This window comes from Microcystis sp. LEGE 00066, from assembly GCF_015207925.1.
GTDB classification, from domain to species: Bacteria; Cyanobacteriota; Cyanobacteriia; order Cyanobacteriales; family Microcystaceae; genus Microcystis; species Microcystis ichthyoblabe_A.
The window spans coordinates 1-1,438 of record NZ_JADEVX010000359.1 but is presented as its reverse complement, the minus strand read 5'-3'; the positions used below and the strand labels follow the sequence as shown (position 1 = coordinate 1,438).

The 1,438-nt window shown below is 41.2% G+C and carries 1 protein-coding gene; it reads right to left on the bottom strand.

All coding sequences use genetic code 11. The features are described 5' to 3' along the window. Window positions 1-1,039 (bottom strand): reverse transcriptase domain-containing protein (locus tag IQ224_RS23490; RefSeq protein WP_194033555.1); only part of this gene is annotated, 1,039 nt, incomplete at its 3' end. Window positions 1,040-1,438 lie beyond the last annotated feature (399 nt).

The window sequence follows — 1,438 nt, the reverse complement described above, 5'->3', positions numbered from 1 at the left end:
GATATTGTCTGATATTGAATCCTAGAAAATCAAAACCAGGTTCTTCAGTTTTCCCATTATACCCAATGGGTTTGAGTGTATGAGACACTCTGGTTTTTTCTGGTTTAAGTTCTAATCCAATAGGCTTTAACCATTCGGAAATGGCAGTCTTGCACTGTTCAATGATTTCGAGTGATGGTGAAATCACTACAAAGTCATCGGCGTATCTTATGCAAACAGCTTGATTTGTTTTATTACTCCTTTTTGGGAACAATGTTTCAATTAATCTTGCCATTCCATCCAGTGCGATGTTGGCTAGTAGTGGACTTATTACCCCTCCTTCGGGTGTCCCTGTTTCTGTTTGTTCAAATACGCCGTTATCCAATACTCCTGCTTTGAGCCATTGTTTGATGTCTCTTTTCAGTGAACTTGGACAATGAATTTTGGACAGTAAAAGTTCGTGATTAATTCGGTCAAAACACTTAGCAATATCGGCATCTAATACAAAGTAGCTACCTCGATTAATGGTGATGTATATCCTCGATATTGCATCATGGGCAGACCTTCCGGGTCGAAAACCGTAGCTGGTTTCTTCCATTTTTGACTCCCATTCTGGTTCGAGTGCCGATTTAATCAACGCTTGTCTAGCTCTGTCTTTGATGGTTGGTATTCCTAATGGACGTTTTTCATCCCTACCCGGTTTAGGAATCCATACCCTTCTTAACGGTTTTGCTTTAAGTGTTCCTTTGATTTCTTCGGTTAGATTTAGCCTTTGCTCTGGGGATATTGCTATCACTCCATCGACTCCTGCTGTTTTCTTTCCTTGATTATCTTGGGTTACTTTGCGAACTGCTAATAGACGAGCGTAGTATGATTTCACCAATAGACGTTGCAACCTTCTAACCTTTGCATCCTGTCCCGATTTAGCCGCTTGGTATATCCTCTTTTGGAGCTTGAAAACGTATCTTTGGATTTTACCCCAGTTGATAGCTTTCCATACATTCGTAGTCTTAGTGGTTTTCGGTTTCCCGAATCCTTTACCTTCTCTCGATTTCGTCATATAGACTCCTACTAGACTCTATCCTTACAGACAAACCGTAACCTGTTAGCATATCCTGACTATTACTGTCAGGCGTTGGCTTTTGGTTACATCTCACACCCTTGAAGGCTTGCGCTTACACTTGTCACTACTGAGTATTTCGACCGATACTCAGAGCCTGAAAGGGCTTATCACGTTCCGTTTATATGGGCATTCCATCTTTAGATTTGTCCTATCCATCGGGGTACTTTTAAAGGTCTATGTAAGTGAGTTAGTAAATTCCTTACTTTTCCCCTTGTTCTTTTGAACGCAGTGTATCAACCTATTTCACTACTAGCTAATTACGATGGTTCAGGTCGGACATTCGGTTCACACCTAATCATGGATGGTTGGCAGTGGTCTCGATTCTGGTGTTAGGTT